The organism is Aeromonas sp. Lyrl_2, from assembly GCF_051948815.1.
Taxonomy (GTDB): domain Bacteria; phylum Pseudomonadota; class Gammaproteobacteria; order Enterobacterales; family Aeromonadaceae; genus Aeromonas; species Aeromonas veronii.
This window is the reverse complement of the sequence record NZ_JAYJLJ010000005.1, coordinates 16,885-35,879: the sequence shown is the minus strand read 5'-3', so window position 1 is coordinate 35,879 and position 18,995 is coordinate 16,885. Positions and strand designations below refer to the sequence as shown.

Annotated in this window: 17 protein-coding genes; 10 read left to right on the top strand and 7 right to left on the bottom strand. The window is 58.2% G+C overall.

The window, feature by feature from the left end; all coding sequences use genetic code 11:
- Positions 1 to 2 precede the first annotated feature (2 nt).
- The 3 genes from dkgB to VF684_RS05685 all read right to left on the bottom strand — a co-directional run bounded on the left by dkgB (position 3) and on the right by VF684_RS05685 (position 2,200).
- Entirely contained in the window at positions 3 to 806 is an 804-nt protein-coding gene (gene dkgB, locus VF684_RS05695) for a 2,5-didehydrogluconate reductase DkgB (protein ID WP_257725736.1), read from the bottom strand.
- Between the two features lie 65 nt (positions 807 to 871).
- Positions 872 to 1,168 (bottom strand): putative quinol monooxygenase, encoded by a 297-nt coding sequence (locus VF684_RS05690; protein ID WP_139441316.1) that lies wholly within the window; start codon positions 1,166 to 1,168, stop codon positions 872 to 874.
- Positions 1,169 to 1,795: 627 nt separating this feature from the next.
- On the bottom strand, positions 1,796 to 2,200 hold the full coding sequence (locus VF684_RS05685) for a DUF6404 family protein (protein ID WP_005350859.1): 405 nt from the start codon (positions 2,198 to 2,200) through the stop codon (positions 1,796 to 1,798).
- A 191-nt stretch (positions 2,201 to 2,391) separates the two neighbouring features.
- On the opposite strand from VF684_RS05685, the gene VF684_RS05680 reads away from it, so the two are divergent.
- Positions 2,392 to 3,294, top strand: coding sequence for a LysR substrate-binding domain-containing protein (locus tag VF684_RS05680; RefSeq protein WP_139441315.1), 903 nt, complete (start codon positions 2,392 to 2,394; stop codon positions 3,292 to 3,294).
- A gap of 171 nt (positions 3,295 to 3,465) precedes the next feature.
- On the opposite strand, the gene VF684_RS05675 is transcribed toward VF684_RS05680, so the two are convergent.
- The 4 genes from VF684_RS05675 to VF684_RS05660 all read right to left on the bottom strand — a co-directional run bounded on the left by VF684_RS05675 (position 3,466) and on the right by VF684_RS05660 (position 8,501).
- The gene (locus VF684_RS05675) at positions 3,466 to 3,699 is read right to left on the bottom strand and encodes a hypothetical protein (RefSeq protein ID WP_005337550.1); all 234 of its coding nucleotides are present in this window, start codon (positions 3,697 to 3,699) and stop codon (positions 3,466 to 3,468) included.
- Positions 3,700 to 3,892: 193 nt separating this feature from the next.
- A complete protein-coding gene (locus tag VF684_RS05670; RefSeq protein ID WP_069555018.1) occupies positions 3,893 to 5,869 on the bottom strand; it encodes a methyl-accepting chemotaxis protein in 1,977 nt (658 codons plus the stop codon).
- A 226-nt stretch (positions 5,870 to 6,095) separates the two neighbouring features.
- Positions 6,096 to 7,598 (bottom strand): glycerol kinase GlpK, encoded by a 1,503-nt coding sequence (glpK, locus tag VF684_RS05665; RefSeq protein WP_139441314.1) that lies wholly within the window; start codon positions 7,596 to 7,598, stop codon positions 6,096 to 6,098.
- A gap of 54 nt (positions 7,599 to 7,652) precedes the next feature.
- On the bottom strand, positions 7,653 to 8,501 hold the full coding sequence (locus tag VF684_RS05660; RefSeq protein WP_005337544.1) for an MIP/aquaporin family protein: 849 nt from the start codon (positions 8,499 to 8,501) through the stop codon (positions 7,653 to 7,655).
- A 489-nt stretch (positions 8,502 to 8,990) separates the two neighbouring features.
- Between VF684_RS05660 and glpT the strand changes: the two genes are divergently transcribed.
- The 9 genes from glpT (at position 8,991) to VF684_RS05615 (ending at position 18,901) form a co-directional block, all read left to right on the top strand.
- On the top strand, positions 8,991 to 10,349 hold the full coding sequence (glpT, locus tag VF684_RS05655; RefSeq protein ID WP_005337540.1) for a glycerol-3-phosphate transporter: 1,359 nt from the start codon (positions 8,991 to 8,993) through the stop codon (positions 10,347 to 10,349).
- Between the two features lie 102 nt (positions 10,350 to 10,451).
- Positions 10,452 to 11,210, top strand: coding sequence for a DeoR/GlpR family transcriptional regulator (locus VF684_RS05650; RefSeq protein ID WP_005337538.1), 759 nt, complete (start codon positions 10,452 to 10,454; stop codon positions 11,208 to 11,210).
- A 317-nt stretch (positions 11,211 to 11,527) separates the two neighbouring features.
- Complete coding sequence (gene glpD, locus VF684_RS05645) at positions 11,528 to 13,015, top strand: glycerol-3-phosphate dehydrogenase (protein ID WP_139441312.1); 1,488 nt, start codon at positions 11,528 to 11,530, stop codon at positions 13,013 to 13,015.
- 106 nt (positions 13,016 to 13,121) lie between these two features.
- Entirely contained in the window at positions 13,122 to 14,210 is a 1,089-nt protein-coding gene (gene glpQ, locus VF684_RS05640) for a glycerophosphodiester phosphodiesterase (protein ID WP_139441311.1), read from the top strand.
- 218 nt (positions 14,211 to 14,428) lie between these two features.
- Entirely contained in the window at positions 14,429 to 14,911 is a 483-nt protein-coding gene (eco, locus tag VF684_RS05635; protein WP_005337529.1) for a serine protease inhibitor ecotin, read from the top strand.
- A 298-nt stretch (positions 14,912 to 15,209) separates the two neighbouring features.
- A complete protein-coding gene (locus VF684_RS05630) occupies positions 15,210 to 15,581 on the top strand; it encodes a DUF413 domain-containing protein (RefSeq protein WP_005350885.1) in 372 nt (123 codons plus the stop codon).
- Positions 15,581 to 16,453 (top strand): HTH-type transcriptional regulator HdfR, encoded by an 873-nt coding sequence (hdfR, locus tag VF684_RS05625; protein WP_005337525.1) that lies wholly within the window; start codon positions 15,581 to 15,583, stop codon positions 16,451 to 16,453. The genes VF684_RS05630 and hdfR overlap by 1 nt, the downstream gene beginning before the upstream one ends.
- 170 nt (positions 16,454 to 16,623) lie before the next feature.
- On the top strand, positions 16,624 to 17,565 hold the full coding sequence (locus tag VF684_RS05620; RefSeq protein ID WP_162516034.1) for a hypothetical protein: 942 nt from the start codon (positions 16,624 to 16,626) through the stop codon (positions 17,563 to 17,565).
- 145 nt (positions 17,566 to 17,710) lie between these two features.
- Positions 17,711 to 18,901 (top strand): amino acid aminotransferase, encoded by a 1,191-nt coding sequence (locus VF684_RS05615; RefSeq protein ID WP_005350888.1) that lies wholly within the window; start codon positions 17,711 to 17,713, stop codon positions 18,899 to 18,901.
- Positions 18,902 to 18,995 lie beyond the last annotated feature (94 nt).

The window sequence follows — 18,995 nt, the reverse complement described above, 5'->3', positions numbered from 1 at the left end:
CGTTAGTCCCATGCGGGGGCAAAGTCGGGATTGGCGCAGCGCTCACCCCGATCCAGCGTGGCGATGGCGGCCATCTCCTCGTTACTCAAGGTGATATCGAGGGCGGCCAGATTGGCGGCCTGATTCTCCCGCTTGGTGGAGCTCGGGATCACTGTCATATCCTGCGCCAGCAGCCAGGCCAGCGACACCTGCGCCGCCGATACCCCGTGGCGTTTGCCAATCTCCATCAGCAGCGGCTCGCTCAGCACCTTGCCATAGGCGAGCGGCATATAGGCGGTGACGGCGATACCCTGGGCCTTGCAGAACTCGACCACCTTGCGGTTTTGCAGCAAGGGATGAACTTCGATCTGCTGGTGGGCGATGGCCCCCGGCCCCAAAATCTCGATAGCTTGTTTGAGCTGGGCCACGGTGAAGTTGGAGACCCCGATCTCCCGGGTCAGGCCCCGGGCCTTGGCCTCGGCCAACTGCTCCAGATAGACTGCCATCGGCACCTCATCCTTGGGGGAGGGCCAGTGGATCAGCGCCAGATCCAGATAGTCGGTGCCCAGTTTTTCCAGGCTCACCTCAAGGCTCGGGATCAGCTTGCCCGGGCCAAACTCGCTGGTCCACACCTTGGTGGTCAGGTAGATCTCGTGACGGGCAACAGTGCTGCGGGTCAGCACGGCGCCGACTTCGGCTTCGTTGTCATAGATCTGGGCGGTATCGATATGGCGATAGCCCAGCTCCAGACCGTTGGTCAGGGTGGCAAGCAGCGGCTCGCCCTTCAGGCGGAAGGTGCCCAGACCCATGGGTGGCATATTGATCATCTTGTTCCTCAATGGGGTGGTGGTTGGCCCTTGATGGGCTAAGTGGAAAGTGGCACAGGGGCCAGTCAGGCGCCCAGCGGCTGATAGCGGCGAATGGTGCTGCTGGCAAACCAGGGCTCGGCCTTGGCGACAAATTCGGTAAAGTGGGGCTGACCCTGATGGGCGGTGAGGGCCGCTTCGCTCTCCCATACCTCGTAGAGCATCCAGCTGTTTGGATTGTCCAAGTCCTGATGCAGCTGATAGCGCTGGCAGCCCGCCTCTTGCACGGTGGCCGCAATCAGCGGCTCAAGGGCGGCGCGAAACTGGGGGGCGAATTCGGGTTTGGCTTCAAGCTGGGCAATCACAATCACGGGTGATGACATCTGAACCTCCTTGGCAAAAACGAAGGGTCAGTATGCCTGCCGTGACTTGCTGGAAACAGGGCGCTGGTCGCAAAACAGTATTGGGGGGAGAGCAGCAATAGCAGTAGTGAGAAATTTTTATGAATGATTGTCTGAATTTGTAGTCAACACCCCTGTTTCTGCATGAGTCACCAGCTCACCTTCGCTGATTGCGCGTTCAATGGCAAACCACCTAAAACCCGCAAAGAGATATTACTGGCCTGTATGGACGCTTTGATCCACAGCTTATCTCACAGTGAGGGCACAAATGTTTGATCATCTAGTGAACTACTTGATTATTTGTGGCTATGAACGTCCAAGCTATGGCTAATCATTACAAGGCTGTCATGATGGCCGGATGAAGCTTTTTTGCGATCACCATGCCCAGGAAAATGGAGGCAAATAGAGGGAGAGGATCCCAGCTTCGTCGATAGCTGCGCCAGTTGCCATTGTGGTGGCGGAAAAGCCTGTAGGCGAGAACCAAGAGGCCAATGGCGGTTTGGATGAGGCAGTTAATTGAAAAGCTGATAAAAAATTTAACGAAATCTGGCAAGGTGAGAGTCCGAGTCTGTGAAAGTGTGCTCTTCAGAGCCTGTATTGCACCCAGTTTCAATCGGCAGCAGGAGCTTTAACCTTCTTCTCTGTGCCTTCACTGATGTGCTGGTGCTCCAACTGCTCCCATGGGGTCAATCCAAGCTGCCGGCGCTTGAGCCAGAGTCCAATTAAGGTGAAAAGACCAAATACGCCAGCGAACATGGCTGTGTTGAACAGGGCTGATAAAAGATCCCTTCCCTCTGGATGCCAGACGAATGTCCACATAATCAGACCCCATAACGGCGCAATAGAGAGGCCGGAACAGAGGAAATTGGTAAGCCAGCCCGCGTAATAAGGCGGCTTGACGGGGACGCCGAGTTTACGCAGCAATTTGAACAGCCACGGATTGTAGTGAAATTCCTTGAGGCCACTGTCAGCCAGTAGTTGATGGGCAATAGCCAGCCGTTCTTCAAACTCCATTAATGTATCTCCTTGATAACATGGCTTCATACGATTCCTTTTGATAGCATTCTACTGATTAAACAGGATGAGAGATAGTGATTCTCTCTGGTTATTTCTCTTCGAAAAACAAGATCGTCTCTCTGAGCACGCTTGCTAATCCACAGCGGCTGCGCCTATAAAGGCCCATTACTCTTGTCCGGATAACAGCAATGAAGACCCATTCTGATGAACTGACCCTGTTTGTGGCGGTGGTGGAGGCGGGCAGTTTTCGCCAGGCGGCAGAGAACCTCGGTATGGATAACTCGGTGGTGAGTCGCGGCATCAAGCGGCTGGAGGAGAAGCTCTCCACCGTGCTGCTTAATCGCACCACCCGCCGGGTCAGTCTGACCGAGGAGGGGAGCTGGTTCTATCAGCGGGCGGTGAAGATCCTGACCGAGATGAGCGAGGCGGAGGGGCATCTGCTGATGCGCCGGGAACAACCCGAAGGGGTGTTGAGAGTCGATGCGGCTACCCCCTTTATTCTGCACCGGCTGGTGCCGCTCATCGGCGAGTTTCGCCGCCGCTACCCTGCCATCGAGTTGCAGCTGCACAGTTCGGAGGGCTTTATCAATCTGATGGAGCGGCGGGTGGACATGGCCATCCGCATCGGCGAGCTGACCGACTCCTCACTGCGCGCACTGCCACTGGGCCGTTCGCGGTTGCGGCTGCTGGCTTCCCCTGGCTATTTGAGCGAGCGCGGCACCCCGCGCCAACCGGCGGATCTGCTGAGCGATCACGAGCTGCTCGGCTTTTTGCATCCCGATCACCTCAACCACTGGCCGCTGCTCAGTGCCGAGCAGGGTGATCGCTTTGCCATCACCCCCAGCCTGCGTGCCAGCAGCGGTGAAACCTTGCGTCAGCTGGCGCTGGCGGGGCAGGGGATTGTCTGTCTGTCAGATTTCATGACCGGGCCGGATCGGGAGAGTGGCGCGCTGGTGGAGGTGCTGGCGCGCAGCAACAGCGGCGCCTCGCGCCCCATCAATGCGGTCTTCTACTCCGATGCCCAGCGGGATATCCGACTGCGGGTCTGGCTCGATTTTCTCAAAGAGCAGCTGGGCAGCCATACCCTGTAGTTCAGGTTGGTTTGTTCGGTTTGTTTGAATGGTTCGTCGCTGCGGCTTGCTTGGCGAAGAACAAGCCGCGCCTTCGTTGCGGCCAATCAGCATTAGCCTGGTGGCAGATAAACAGACGGCCGACTTGAGGGTCGGCCGCCGGTTCGGGAAGGTGTGTGAGCTGAAGCGCAGTTAGCGGGGCAGTTTGCCCCATACCCGGCTGAGCAGGGCGCCACCGATCACCGGCGGAATGGCTAGCAGCAGGGTCCACTGCCATGAGAGGCCGCCGACGGTGGCGGCCAGTACGATGCAGGTGAGCACCACCAGCTGGGCCACCATCATCAGGAAGGTGCCTTCGCGGGGGGTCAGTGTCTCTTTTTGAGTGGCGACGTGGGCTACGGGCGCTTGAGTGGTGGTCGGTTTCATGGCGATATCCCTCTGTTGAGTCTGATATCACTAAGCAATGGCCATTCCACATTTTTTCATGTTAATTATCAATACCTTGCGAGTTTTGTCGTCATTCCCGTTTCGAGAGCGCAGGCAAAATGATTTGCAAAATGAAAACGCCACCCTGTGGTGGCGTCTTGGTTATTGAGAGGGAGAGAGGGAAGCTCCGGGCCTAGCCAATCCGGTATTGGCGGATCTGCTCGTCGATGGCCTTGGCCAGTTCGAACAGTTCGCGGCTGGCGGCATTGCTCTCCTGCGCGTGTTCCCGCTGGTGTTCGGCCACCATGGCCAGCTCGTCAAGCGCCGTTCTGGCTTGCCCCATCTGTTGATTCTGCGCCTGCGCCAGCGCGCTGATCTCGTTGATCTCGAGGGCGGTCTGGTTGATCTGGCTGGTGGCATCAACCAGCACCTCTCTGGCCTGATTCATCCGGTTGTATCCCTCTTCGCTCAGGTTGCGGGAGTCTGCCATCGAGCTGCTGGCCTGCCGCGTTCCCTCCTGCAGGCGCAAGATAAGATCCTGCACATCCTTGGTGGCGGTCTGGGTACGCACCGCCAGCTGGCGTACCTCGTCGGCCACCACCGCAAAGCCCCGTCCCATATCCCCTGCCCGGGCCGCTTCGATGGCCGCATTGAGGGCCAGCAGGTTGGTCTGGTTCGAGACATCGCGGATGAGGTTCATGATCTGAGTGATGTTGTTGCTGTCTTTCACCACTTCATCGAGCAGGGCAGAGGAGCTGCCGATGCTGCTGCGCAAGCTGTCGAGTTGCGCGGCGCTCTGGGTCACATCCTGCTCGATGCTGAGCATATGGTTGGCGATGCGTTGGGTCACGTCGTTGACCCCCTCAGAGCGGCTGGCGATCTGCTCGGCGTTGTCACCGATGGTGGTGACCACAGTGGTCAGCTCCTGAATGCTCTGGGCCTGCTGGCATGCTTCTCCTGCCAGTGCCTGGGCCTGCTGCATGGATTGGGACGACTGGGCGGAGAGGGCGCTGCCTGACTGCTGGAAGCGGGAGAAGCTCTGGTTCAGGCTCTGGATCAGCCGATTGAAGCTTTGGGCCATCAGCCCCAGCTCCGACTCGTCAGAGAAGTCGAGGCGGGTTGCCAGATCCCGATCGGCAGTGATGTGGTGCATGCCATCGGCAGCCTGACGAATGGGGCGACTGATGGAGTGAGCCAGCCAGGCGGAGGCCAGCATGGCGATCCCGCCGATGGCGAGCGACACCATGATAATGAGCTGGCGGGATTCCTGCAGGCCCTCTTCCAGCTCGGCGCTGTTGATCTCGCCAATCAGCAGCCGGTTGAGGGTGGGGATGTAACGCACCGCGATGAGGTAGGTTTGCCCCTCCAGTGTTAGCGCCTCTACGGCCACCTGTTCCCGGGCATTGGGAATAAGCCGCTTGACGGTATCGAGGAAGGATTGCTGGTGGTGGGCGGCGCCTTCCACCTCCTGCTCGGGGTGGATCTCGATATTGCCCTCCATGTCCGCCAGATAGACCTGACCACTCTTGCCGATCCGGTAGCCGCTGATGAGTTTGCTCAGGGCGCTCATGTCGATGGAGGTGCCTGCCACCGCCAGGGTTTTGCCCTCGTGGGTGACGGCGGTGTTGATATAGAGGGAGGCGCGCTTGTCAAAATCGGAGATGTCGAGGTTCAGCTCATAGGGTTTGCTGCGTTTGAGAAAGCCGAAAAACCACCCATCTTTCGGGTCTGATTCGCTCAGCGATTTCTGGGCGGTGGGGCCGCCGCTGAAGTTGATCAGGGTGTTGCTCTGGCGGGGGGCGATAAAGACGTTGCCGCCGATCCGCCGTTGCAGATCCTGAAAGTAGCGCTCCATGGCGGGCCACTCTTGCTCTGGCATGCCAGCGGTCAGCCAGTCGATGACAAAACGGTTGCTGGCCAGCGCCTGCGCTTCGGTCAGGTGCTGGATAAGCTGGGCTGTCAGCTGGTTGGCAATGCGATCCACGCTGCTTGGCAGCTCGTAGCGTTCGACCCGCTGCTGGGCCTGACTGTGGGATATCTGCTCGAGGATCAAGGTGATGCAGCTGATGGCGATGGCCATCAGTATCGCCACGCCAGCGAGGATCCGGGTGCGGATCCCGAGCCCTGACCAGAGTGAGTGCAGTGTAAAACGGTGTATCGCCCTCTCCATATCGCTCTCCTCATAAATAAGGTCGCATATGCGACCCAGATGATGATTATAGATAGAGAACTCAATTGCGTTGTGGTGGATGATGACAACAGAGGGCGGCAGAAAAACAGGAGGGAACAATGAGCGGGGAAGGGGGCAGATAGCGGCAAGGGAAAGCATAAAAAGAGAGGCCGACATTGCGGTCGGCCTCTCTGGGGTTTCTCTCAACAGAATGTCGGATGCCCGATCACTCCTCTTCAGCCCAACGGCGTGAACGCTCAACCGCTTTTTGCCAGCCGCTGTAACGTTTGGCGCGATCGTCTCTGTCCATCTGCGGGATGAACTCGCGGTCCACGCTGAACTTGTCTTCCAGCTCGTCCGAGCTCTTCCAGAAGCCGACTGCCAGACCTGCCAGGAAGGCGGCGCCCATGGCGGTGGTCTCGATGCGGGTCGGACGTACCACCGGGGTGTGCATCATGTCAGCCTGGAACTGCATCAGGAAGTCGTTGGCTACGGCGCCGCCGTCTACTTTCAGCGCTGCCAGCTTGATGCCGGAGTCCTGCTGCATGGCATCCAGCACATCGCGGCTCTGATAGGCGATGGATTCCAGCGCAGCACGGATGATGTGGTTGCGGTTGGCGCCACGGGTCAGACCGACCATGGTGCCGCGAGCATACGGATCCCAGTAGGGGGCGCCCAGACCGACGAAGGCCGGCACCAGATAGACGCCGTTGGTGTCGCCCACCTTGGAGGCGAAGTAGTCTGTGTCACGGGCATCGTGGATGATTTTCAGTTCGTCACGCAGCCACTGGATGGTAGCGCCGCCCATAAACACCGCACCTTCCAGCGCGTAGTTCACTTCCCCTTTCGGGCCAATGGCGACGGTGGTCAGCAGGCCGTTGCTGGAGCGAACCGGTTCGGTACCTGTGTTCATCAGCATGAAGCAGCCTGTGCCGTAGGTATTCTTGGCCATCCCTTTCTCGAAGCAGAGCTGACCGAACAGGGCAGACTGCTGGTCACCGGCAATACCGGCGATGGGGATGCGGGAGCCGCCGCCACGGGTGGTGTAGCCATATACCTCAGAGGAGGGTTTCACTTCCGGCAGCATGGACATGGGGATGCCCAGCTCGTCCAGCATGCGCTGATCCCACTTCAGGTCGCGGATGTTGTAGAGCATGGTACGGGAGGCGTTGGTCGGGTCGGTGACGTGCACTTCACCGTTGGTCATCTTCCAGACCAGCCAGGTGTCGATGGTGCCGAACAGCAGCTCGCCGTTCATCGCCTTCTCGCGGGCACCTTCGACGTTGTCGAGGATCCACTTCACTTTGGTACCGGAGAAGTAGGCATCCAGTACCAGACCAGTGTTTTCACGCACGTACTCTTCCAGACCGCGTGCTTTCAGCTCTTCACAGATGGCTGCGGTGCGGCGGCACTGCCAGACGATGGCGTTGTAGATGGGCTTGCCGGTGGCCTTTTCCCACACGACAGTGGTTTCACGCTGGTTGGTGATACCTATGGCGGCGATCTCTTCGCTGCGAAGGCCAGTCTTGGCCAGCACTTCAGTGAAGACGGAGGATTGGGTTGCCCAGATCTCCATCGGGTCGTGCTCTACCCAGCCCGCTTTCGGGTAGTGCTGGGTGAATTCGCGCTGGGAGGTGCCAACGATATTGGCATCCTGATCAAAGACGATGGCGCGGGAAGAGGTGGTTCCCTGGTCCAGAGCGACGACATATTTCTTTTCAGCAGACATGATGTTCTCCACGTTTCTATTTTCCACGTTTTTATACGTTGGAGGGGGCCGCTCTTATGCGGCAGCCTCTTCTTTGGCGGTTTGGGTCGCTTGCTCGGTGGTGACGACACGGTTGCCCGGGACGCAGGGAGCCAGCACTTTGACATACAGAGCGGTACCAATCTGGGCGCCAACGATGGGGCCAAGGATCGGAACCCAGAAGTAGGGGTTGTCACGACCACCGGTCAGGGCAACATCACCCCAGCCAGCAAAGAACGCGAACAGTTTCGGACCAAAGTCACGGGCCGGGTTCATGGCAAAACCGGTTAACGGGCCAAGGGAGGCACCGATCACCGCGATCAGGATACCGATCAGCAGTGCGGCTGCGAAACCTTTGGGAGCGCCGTTGTTGTTGTCACCCAGCGCCATGATGCCCAGCATCAGGACGGCGGTGATCACCAGCTCGACGGCAAAAGCTTGCATATTGGTCAGCAGGGCATTGGGGTAGGTGGAGAAGATCCCGGCGGTGCCGAGGCTCTCGACGCTGCCACGCACCACGTTATGGGTCACTTCCCACTGGGTGAAAAGGTTACCATAAAGGAAGTAGACAAGGGCCGCGAAGCAGAAGGCACCGGCTATCTGGGCGATGATGTAGGGTACCACCTTGCGCTTGTCGAAACCGCAGAAGGTCATCAGCGCCAGGGTTACAGCCGGGTTCAGGTGAGCACCTGAAATGCCGCCGGTCACATAGATGGCGATGGCCACACCCAGACCCCAGGTAATGGAGATTTCCCACTGCCCGAAGTTGGCACCTGCCAGCACCAGTGCCGCCACACATCCGACGCCGAAAAATATCAGCAGGCCGGTTCCGATAAACTCGGCGATGCACTCGCCAAGCAGGGTATTGGGTCTTTGTATGCTCATACTTTTGTTCCTTATATCCACCCGTAGAGGTTTGATGTTCCGTTTTATCTTTTTGTGTCTATCCGTTGCTGCCGAAAACGTTTCCTTGTTGTTTTTGCGTCTTGCGCAAACGTTATGCTCGTTTGCGCTCGTTATCGGTCGTGACAGAAAATAACCCTTCCCAATAATTTCACCATCCCCCCTCCATAGGAAATGTGGACAAGATCCCACTCATTGCTAAGAAAATGTGACGTAAAGCATCTTGATAACCGCCAGTTACCACTTAGGGGGTAACTCGCAACCCTTGCCACACAAGGGCTGGCGCTTGCTGAGTGATTTCTCATTTGAAGCTTTTATTTGTAATAAAACTGCAATATTTGAGCATGCATCACAGATTAAATGAGCGCATATGAGCACAATAGGCTCGCTTACGAATCAGCGGACTCACATGATTCGTCGGAATGGTCAGGGCATCCTCAACCGCCCATAACAACAATAAGGAAGCAGAACATGCTTAGTCTCTTCAGGCCTGCGGCGCACATCGACAGGCTCCCGGCTGACAAGGTCGACCCCTTCTACAAACGCATGCGTTGGCAGGTGTTTTTCGGGATCTTCTTCGGTTACGCCGGCTACTATCTGGTACGGAAAAACTTCAGTCTGGCGATGCCCTATCTGATCGAGCAGGGCTTCTCCCGTGGTGATCTCGGTTTCGCGCTCTCCGGGGTCTCCATCGCTTACGGTTTGTCCAAGTTCCTGATGGGGAACGTCTCTGACCGTTCCAACGCCCGTTACTTCCTCTCCGCCGGTCTGCTGCTCTCGGCTGCCATCATGTTCATGATGGGTACCATGCACTGGGCCACTTCCAGCATTGCCATCATGTTTGTGCTGTTGTTCCTGAACGGTTGGGCACAGGGCATGGGCTGGCCGCCCTGCGGTCGCACCATGGTGCACTGGTGGTCACAGAAAGAGCGCGGTGAAGTGGTTGCGGTCTGGAACGTGGCCCACAACGTGGGTGGCGGCATGATTGGCCCGCTGTTTATCCTCGGGATGGGCTGGTTCAACGACTGGCGCAGCGCTTTCTATGTGCCTGCGGCAGCGGCGGCCGCCATCGCGGTGATCGCCTTCTTCGTGATGCGTGATACCCCGCAATCGGTCGGTTTGCCTCCTATCGAGGAGTACAAGAACGACTATCCGAAGGATTACAACGAGAGCCACGAGCAGGAGTTTTCCGCCAAGGAGATCTTCGTCAAGTACGTGCTGCACAACAAACTGCTGTGGTACATCGCGATCGCCAACGCTTTCGTTTACCTCATTCGTTACGGTGTGCTGGACTGGGCGCCAACCTACCTGAAAGAGGCCAAGCACTTCACCGTCGACAACTCCTCCTGGGCTTACTTCCTCTACGAGTGGGCCGGTATTCCGGGTACCCTGCTGTGTGGCTGGATCTCTGACAAGATGTTCCAGGGCCGCCGCGCCCCAGCCGGTATCCTGTTCATGGTGCTGGTCACCCTGGCTGTGCTGGTTTACTGGTTCAACCCGGCCGGCAACCCGACCATCGACATGATGGCGCTGGTGGCAATCGGCTTCCTGATCTACGGCCCTGTCATGCTGATTGGCCTCTATGCTCTTGAGCTGGCACCGAAGAAAGCAGCCGGTACTGCGGCAGGTTTCACCGGTCTGTTCGGTTATCTGGGCGGCGCCGTGGCAGCCAACGCCATGCTGGGTTATACCGTTGACCACTTCGGTTGGGATGGCGGCTTCATGGTGCTGACCGTCTCCTGCGTGCTCTCCATCATCCTGCTGGCGATGACCCTCAAGCATGAGAACATTGCCGTTGCGGCCAAGAAAGCGGCTGCCCATAAGGCATAAAACGTGATCCTCAGCTTATTGATCCCAAAGGGGATCAGGTAAACTGCCAAAAGGCCCCGCATCTGCCGGGGCCTTTTTTTGTCTCATCATCGGAGTGCAAGCGTGAAGCAAACCCAACGACATCTGGAGATCCTGGACGTCCTGACGCGGCAGGGATTTGTCTCGACCGACGATCTGGTGACCCACTTTGACGTCAGCCCCCAGACCATTCGCCGGGATCTGAACGATCTCGCCGAACAGAACAAGATCCGGCGCCATCATGGCGGTGCCTCCCTGCATTCGAGTACCGTCAATACCGCCTACAGCGCCCGTAAAGTGATGCAACTCAAGGAGAAAGAGCGCATCGCCCGCGAGGTCGCGGCCAATATTCCTGACGGCTCATCGCTCTTTATCGACATAGGTACCACCACCGAAGCCATTGCCCGCGCCCTGCTCGATCACCGCGAGCTGCGCATCGTCACCAACAACCTCAACGTGGCCAGCATTTTGACGGCCAAGGATGACTTCACCGTCATCATTGCCGGTGGCGAGATCCGCAACCGCGATGGCGGCATCGTGGGGGAGGCGACCCGCGACTTTATCGGTCAGTTTCGCATGGACTATGGCGTCATCGGGATTTCGGGGATCGACAACGACGGCTCCCTGCTCGATTTCGACTATCACGAGGTGAAGATTGCCCAGGCCATCATCGCTCACTCCCGTCAGGTGTTCCTGGCCGCCGACCACACCAAGTTCGGTCGCAATGCCATGGTCAATCTGGGCAATCTCAGCCAGATCCACGCCCTCTTTACCGATCAGGAGCCACCGGAAAAGCTAGCGCGATTGATGGCGCAACACCAGATCGCCTGCCACATCTGCTGACGGCGAAACACGCCAAGGCTGTGCCGGTCGCCCGTCAGGGCGGCCTCCTTTCTCTTTCTCTCCCCTAGCCCCGCACTCATCTCACCCCTTTCTGGGTATTGCCAAAACCACTATTCAATCTGGTTTTTTTGGTTATTAACCCGCCGATGTTGGCCCGACGCCATTTGCTCCGCTGACCTGTCCCCTTTGCCACCTCTGGCGGGCTGTGGCGATCACACTTTCATCATAAAATGTTCGTTTGTTGTATTTTCATGTTCTAAAATGAGCGAAATCAAACATTGCTGTTATAGCAATCATAAAAATGAAAGTAGGTGAACATGAGCGAACATTATGATCTGGTCGTCGTCGGTGGCGGCATCAACGGGGTCGGCATCGCAGCCGATGCGGCAGGGCGGGGTCTGAAGGTTGCCCTGTTTGAGGCGCAAGATCTCGCCTCTGCCACCTCGTCCAACTCCAGCAAGCTGATCCACGGCGGTTTGCGCTATCTCGAACATTACGAATTCCGGCTGGTGAAAGAGGCGTTGGCGGAGCGTGAGGTGCTGCTCGGTATGGCGCCTCACATCGCCCGTCCCATGCGTTTTCGCCTGCCGCACCGCCCGCACCTGCGTCCGGCCTGGATGATCCGCGCCGGTCTGTTCCTCTATGACAATCTGGCCAAGCGCGACAAGCTCAAGGGGAGCTGTGGCGTGCGCTTCCTGCCGCAAGATGGCTTGACCGCAGGGATCAATAAGGGGTTTGAATATTCGGACGCTTGGGTCGACGACGCCCGGCTGGTGGTACTCAACGCCATGATGGCCCGTGACAAGGGGGCCGATGTGCAGACCCGCACCCGCTGCATCAAGGCGGTGCGTGGTTCCAAACACTGGACGCTCACTCTGGAGCGTGAAGGGGGCGAGCAGTTCACCGTCACCTGCCGTGGTCTGGTCAATGCGGCGGGCCCCTGGGTCAAGACCTTCTATGACGAGAGCCTGCACGAAAAATCCCCCCGCGGCATTCGCCTTATTAAAGGCAGCCACATGATAGTGCCGCGCATCCATGAGCGCGAAGAGGCCTATATCCTGCAAAACGAGGACAACCGCATTGTCTTCGTCATCCCCTATCAGCAGGATTACTCCCTTATCGGCACCACGGATGTGGAGCACCACGGCAGCCCGCGGGAAGCGAAGATCAGCGAGGCCGAGATCAATTACCTGTGCAAGGTGGTCAACGCCCACTTCACTCGCCAAATTGCGCCGAAAGATGTGATCTGGACTTACGCCGGGGTGCGCCCGCTCTGTGACGACGAGTCAGATTCACCGCAGGCGGTGACCCGCGACTACACCCTCGAACTTTCTGGCGAGTCTGACGGTGCGCCGCTCTTGTCGGTGTTTGGCGGCAAGCTCACCACCTATCGGAAGCTGGCGCAGGCCGCCTGCAACAAGCTCAAGCCCTGGTTCAGCCAGATGGGGGATGACTGGACTGCGACCAGCCGGCTGCCAGGTGGCGAGTTTGACTGCTCGGTACGCGAGCTGGCCCGCGCCTTTGCGCTGGAGTTTGACTGGCTCGATGATCGCAGCGCCCTGCGCATTGCCGAGGCCTATGGTGCCCATGCCCGTCTCTGGCTGAAAGAGGATCGCGGCATTCACTTCGGTGGCGGCCTGTACGAGTCGGAAGTGCGTTATCTCATCGAGCGGGAGTGGGCCTGTTCACTGGATGATATCCTCTGGCGCCGCAGCAAGCTGGGGCTGCGCCTGAACGAGTCAGAGCAGCAGATGTTGCAGATCTGGCTCGACCAATACCATCAGGCTCTGCGCAAGGCGAGCTGATGGGTGACGGTGGGCAGTGCGCTGCTGCCTACCGCTTTCCACCGTAAATATGCAACAAACCTCTGATAGAACAATTACCTACACACAATAATAAAGAGCATCACATATGAAAAAACTCGCCGTTTCCCTCATCGCCTTGAGCCTTGGGGCATCCCTCTCATTACCCGTGTTGGCTGCCGATGAAGGCAAGGTGGTGATCGCCCACCGTGGCGCTTCCGGCTACCTGCCCGAGCATACCCTGGAGTCCAAGGCGCTGGCCTATGGCATGGGGGCCGACTATCTGGAGCAGGATCTGGTGATGACCAAGGATGACCAGCTGGTGGTGATGCACGATCACTTCCTCGATGGTATCACCGATGTGGCAGCGCGCTTCCCTGGTCGTGCCCGTCCGGACGGTCGTTATTATGTAGTGGATTTCACCCTGGATGAGGTGCGTTCCCTGCGTATGACCGAGCCATTCCAGCTGGTGGATGGCAAGCAGGTGCCGGTCTATCCGGCCCGCTTCCCGCTCTGGAAGTCAGACTTCAAGATCCACACCTTCCAGGAGGAGATAGAGATGATCCAGGGGCTCAACAAGAGCACCGGCAAGAACATCGGGATCTATCCGGAGATCAAAGCGCCCTGGCTGTTCCGTCACGAAGGCAAGGATATCTCCAAGGCGGTGCTGAAGGTGCTCAAGGAGTACGGCTACACCGGGAAGGACGACAAGGTCTATCTGCAGTGCTTCGATGCCGATGAACTCAAGCGCATCAACAGCGAACTGATGCCCGCCATGGGTATGGATCTGAAACTGGTGCAGCTGATGGCCGAGACCGACTGGAACGAGACCATGGTCTATGACGCCAAGGGCAAGGCGACTCCCTACAACTATGACTGGATGTTCAAGCCGGGGGCGATGAAAACCATCGCCAGCTATGCCGAAGGGATTGGCCCGTGGAAGCCGATGATCGTCACCGAGCCGGGCACTTTGGGCAAGCCGGTCTTCACCGGCATGGTAAAAGAAGCCCATGCGGCGGGCCTGAAAGTTCACCCCTATACCTTCCGTCAGGATGAGGGGCAGATCCCGGCCTATGCCAAGGACTTCACCGATCTCCTTAACATCTTCCTCTATCAGGCTGATGTGGATGGGGTGTTCAGTGACTTCCCCGACAAGGCGGTCGCCGTCATCAAGGTCCATCAAGAGGCGGCCAAATAGCACTCTGGCGCCATTTGAATGCAAAGCGAGGCCAATTGGCCTCGCTTTTTGTTTCAGGTTCCCGCAACGGGAGTGTGCGCCCTGTCAGAAAATAGCCAGATCACGTCATGGTGTGCCGGATCTGCATCATTTTACGCAGTTTTTACGTAGCAGATCGCTGGCATGAAATCGGCAGAGCGGTTAGTCTAGCGGCGTTGAACCAACCCCATGAGGTACAGATGAAAACCGTATTGCGTTTTAGCCTGCTGGGCGCCTTGTTGCTGGGTGGCCATGCCTTCGCCGCCGAGCCGAAAAAATTTGATATCAGCATGTTCCCAGCCGCTGACGTGAATCAGGAACGTGTGGTGATCCGCCTGCCTGAAGTCGAAAAAGAAGCCGACATGATGGTCGAGCTGCAGGTCGGCAAAAAGATGATGGTTGATTGCAACGTACCGCGTTTTGCAGGCAACTTGGAACAACACAGCGTCAAGGGCTGGGGCTACAACTACCTGAAACTGGGCAAAGTCTCCGACCCCATCAGCACCCTGATGATGTGCCCGGATAACCAGCAGAAAGAGACGTTCGTCCAGATCTACGGTCAGGGCTTCTTCGTGAACTACAACTCAAAACTGCCGTTCGTGATTTACGTGCCGCAGGAGTATGAAGTGCGCTACCGTCTGTGGCGTGCCGACAACCTGGCCCAACCGGCCATGATTGAGTAAGCATGTTTGAACCAAAGGTTCAGCTGGTTCACCTGATGTTATAAATAAAGCGCCGTATGGCGCTTTATTTTTGCCTGCACAGTCCAAAAAGTGACGTGCAAATTGGCTGCACGTTTACATAAGTTTATTATTTATCAACGTTTTTTGTGTGTTATGCCACAAAATCGGCGTCAGCGATGGGGCAAAGTGACATCGATAAAAGATATTTATTAACATAGTGAGAAAATTGATTTTGCACTCGGCGATGGCCTGATGATACTTGCCCGCAAAGGTCAAACTAACCAGAAAAAAGAGCACTATGAGCTTCGAATCAGACAAGCGTTTCAACGACTTCAAACATTTTCCCCGTGGCCTGCGTCGCAGTGGTGAATTCACTGTGGCCGAAGCGGACAGTCTGGAAAAGTATGGTACCGCCATGCTGGCACTCTACCAGGGTAATCTGGCACCCCGTGACGATGTCGAGTCCGCCTTCGTCGAGCAGGTCAAATCCGGCGAAGCTGGTGCCAACCCCCATGCCAAGGTGTGGTTCAAGTACCTTAAGGTGATCGGTCCCAAGCGCGTTCATCGCCTCTGCACCGTCGTTGGCGGCGCCAGCGAAGAGAGCAGCGGTGGCGGCAGCTTTGATGTCGGTGGTGGCAGCGGTGGTGGCAGTGACGAGTCCATCGATTAATGGATACCGAGCTGCTTCGGACCTTTATCGAGGTGAGCAAGACTCGGCACTTTGGTCGGGCTGCTGAAAATCTCTACCTGACCCAGTCGGCGGTGAGTTTCCGGATCCGCCAGCTCGAGCAGCAACTGGGTGTCAGTCTGTTTGCCCGTCATCGCAACAACATCCGCCTGACCGCCTCTGGTGAGCGTCTGCTGCCCTATGCAGACGCCATCTTGCATACCCTTGGTCGTGCCAAGCAGGATGTGGCGCTCTCGCCGGGATTCAGCCAGCAGTTGGCCATCGGCGCGCCCGCGGTGTTCTGGGAGCTCGATTTCAACGACTGGCTCAATCACATCTATGCGCTGGCGCCCGGTTTGGCGGTGCGGCTGGAAACAGCCTCCCGCGAGCACCTCTGCCGCCAGTTGCTGGAGCGCTCCCTCGATCTGGCCCTGCTCTCCGAGCCCACCAAGATCGACGAGATTGCCCTGCATCCCATCGGTGAGCTGGTGTTCGAGCTGGTGAGCCGGGATCCGGCCGCCAATGCCGACAACCTGATGCAGATGCCGCACATCCACCTCGACTGGGGCACCAGCTTCGAGCCGCAACCCAGCCGCTTGCAGAGCCTGCAAAAGACCCCGGTGCTGCACTCCAGCTCCGCCAGCATGGCGTTGCAGTTCGTGCTGGCCAACGGTGGTGCTGCCTACCTGCCACGGCGGATGGTCAGCCCCTTCCTCGAGAAGGGGGCGCTCCATCTGGTGGAGGGGGGCCAGCCGCTGAGCCGTCCGCTCTATCTCGCCTATCTGGAGAAATCCGATCGCCGGGAGCTGATCGATCAGCTGCTGACCCTGCCACTGGGTTGGCACGACGCCGAGCTGCGTCTCAACGTCGAATAAGCATCGAGTGTTATCCAAGGAAGAGCCCGCCCCACGGTGGGCTCTTCTGTTTGGGGAAATTGCAGGGAGCGAGGTCACGTAATTGGCGCGGGAGGCTTGGCGTCATCGGTCTGTAACGGTACCTTTTCAGGCTGTTTATCCGATTGAGCACTGACAGGGATGGATTGTAATTGATCGACTTTAGTCACCCCGAATGGCGGGCACTGGCGCAGCAGTTGCTGAGCCACTCACCTGTGGTGATCCGTGGTCGCCAGTGGCAACCGCTGGTGGGCCTGCTCAAGGATAACCAGCTGCTGCTCGCCCATGGCAACCACAGCTATGAGCTCACCCCGGCCGGACGGCGCTATTTCACCCGCGAGCTGATGCTGGCCGAGATCGCCACCGCTCCTCCCGAGCCCGAGGAGTGGTTGCATGCTCAGGGCTGGCAATTGGGGGAGCTGGTCAACGAACGGGTGCTGGCGGCGCTCTATCGCAAGAGCGAGGTGAACTTCACCCCCAACGAGCAGATCGATTTCGAGGACAAGGGGATCCTGCTTTGCGCCGATCAGCTGTTGCGCTTGCGCGCCGCCCAGCCGTTCAGCCTCTTTTTTAGCGGCGGCACCCTGATCGACGCAGCCCCCTGGTTGCAGGCGCTGGGGGAGGTGGCCCTGCCTGAGCGCACCCTGGCGGGTCTTGGCAAGATCCTGTGGGGGGAGGGGAGTATCGAGCGGGTGATCACCACAGACAGCGTCGGCGCCTTTGCCGAGATGCCCCTTGATGCTGGCACCTTGCTGGTGTGGGCCCCCCCATCGGCTCCTCTCGCCTTGCAGCAGGTGGTGGCCGCCTTGCCCCCCAATGTGTTGTGGAGTCATCTCACCGCCCTCGATCCTGCAGGGGTGGATCGGCTGCAGGCGCTGGCCCAGCGGCTGGGTCGTCCGGCCAGCTGGTGGTTGCCCCGTGATCTGGCCCCCATTCTCAGTGCGTATGCCCAACCTTTGACTGAGGCTAGGCCGTGGGAGCCGAGCCGGATCCCCAAGCCATTGTTAGCAGTTTGTAGCGGTTTGGTTGAGTCCAATGGTGGCTTGTCGGCCGAGGTGTGTGCGCTGGCGCCAGCATGGCATGCCGTTGGTTGAAATTGGCCTGAAAGCAAGCCAAAAAGCGGTTTTCCCCCATTGAACGCGGTGATATAAAGAGTTGACGAAGCGCTCGCCAGATGAGCGCTTTTGTTTATCAAGCCGCTTTGCCACCCAACGAACTCAACGGAATACAGGGAATACCATGTTTGAAAAGGTTGTTGCCGCCCCAGCGGATCCGATCCTGGGCCTGACCGAAGCCTTCCGCGCTGACTCTCGCAGCCACAAGATCAATCTGGGCGTAGGGATCTACAAGGACGAGTCCGGTGCTACCCCCATTCTTCACTGCGTCAAGAAAGCCGAGCAGAAGCTGCTGACCGACGAGAAGACCAAGAACTACCTCGGTATTGAAGGCAATATCGAATATGGCCGCATCGTGCAGCAACTGCTGTTCGGGCAGCACTCTGCGCTGGTTGCCAGCGGCCGCGCCAAGACCGCGCAAGCGCCGGGTGGTACCGGCGCCCTGCGTATCGCGGCCGAATTCGTGGTGCGCAACGGTCTGGCCAAGACCATCTGGATCTCCGATCCCACCTGGGCCAACCACGTCAGCGTGTTCCAGGCCGCCGGTCTGACCGTCAAGTGGTACAAGTACTACGACGCCGCCACCAAGGGGCTCGACTTTGCTGCCATGCAGGCCTCGCTGGCCGAAGTGCAGCCGGGTGAGCTGGTGCTGCTGCACGGCTGCTGCCACAACCCGACCGGTATCGACCCCACTAGCGATCAGTGGCGCGCGCTGGCCAAGCAGAGTGCTGCCGCCGGCTGGCTGCCGCTGTTTGACTTCGCCTATCAGGGTTTTGCCCGTGGTATTGAAGAGGATGCCGAAGGCCTGCGCATCTTCGCCGAGTGCCATGACGAGCTGCTGGTGGCGAGCTCTTTCTCCAAGAACTTCGGCCTCTATAACGAGCGGGTCGGCGCCTTCACGCTGGTCAGCGCGACCAAAGAGATCGCCGACGTGGCTTTCACTCAGGTCAAGACAGTGATCCGTGCCAACTACTCCAACCCGCCGTCACACGGTGCCGCTGTGGTCACCGCCGTGGTGAGCGATCCGGCTCTCTATGCCGAGTGGGTCGAAGAAGTGGCCGCTATGCGGGTGCGTATTCGCGAGATGCGCGAACTGCTGGTAGAGAAGTTGGCTGCCCTCGGCGTGAGCCAGGATTTCAGCTTTATCCGCGAGCAGAACGGCATGTTCTCCTTCTCCGGTCTCACCAAGGATCAGGTGGAGCGCCTCAAGAGCGAATTTGCCATCTACATCGTCGGCTCCGGCCGGATCAGCGTAGCCGGTATTACCCGCGCCAATATCGATCCTCTGTGCGAGGCGATCGCCAAGGTGCTGTAATCGCATTGCCTTGTGCTCTGGCACTATGCGGCACTATGCCATGAAAAAGCCCGTCACCTTGGTGACGGGCTTTTTTGATCGCCAACGGTTGATT